The 667-nt window shown below is 50.2% G+C and carries 1 pseudogene; it reads left to right on the plus strand.

The annotated features are described in order from the left end of the window. Positions 1 to 667: pseudogene (locus R7044_RS25805) on the plus strand (hybrid sensor histidine kinase/response regulator); the annotation flags it as partial.

The following is a 667-nucleotide window of genomic DNA, read 5'->3' on the forward strand; positions in this document are numbered from 1 at the left end:
CTGTGCTGACTATGTTGGCGATTGTCTGTTTGCCGCGCCAGTTTCACACCATGGTGGTGGAAAATGAACGTGCGCAAGACTTGCACGTCGCGCGTTGGTTGTTCCCGCTGTATCTGATTTTGATGGGCGTATTTGTGTTGCCAATCGCGTGGGTCGGGCAAGGGTTATTGAGCGGAACATCTGCCGATACTTACGTGATCAGTGTGCCGATGGCGGTGGGGGCAAGCGAGATTGCGTTACTGGCGTTTTTGGGCGGTACTTCGGCGGCGAGCGGTATGGTGATTGTTTCAACCATTGCTTTGGCGATCATGGTATCGAACGACTTAGTGATGCCGCTGATATTACGCCGAATGCGCTTGGCGCAGCGCAACCATCACCACTTTTCTGAGCTTTTGCTGCGTATTCGCCGCGCTCTAATTCTGATTTTGTTGATTGGTGCATGGGGATTTTATCAGGCCTTAGATAGTATCCACTCACTCTCTGCGATAGGTTTTCTCTCGTTTGCAGCCATTACCCAGTTTGCTCCTGCATTGATTGGCGGTATGTATTGGCGTCAGGGTAACAAGAAAGGCGTTTATGTTGGCCTCGCAGTCGGTTTTACGATTTGGTTGATTACCTTAATGAGCCAAACCGACATGTTGGCTGGTAATGCCAGCAACAACTTTTT

This window comes from Vibrio sp. 1402 (assembly GCF_033340275.1).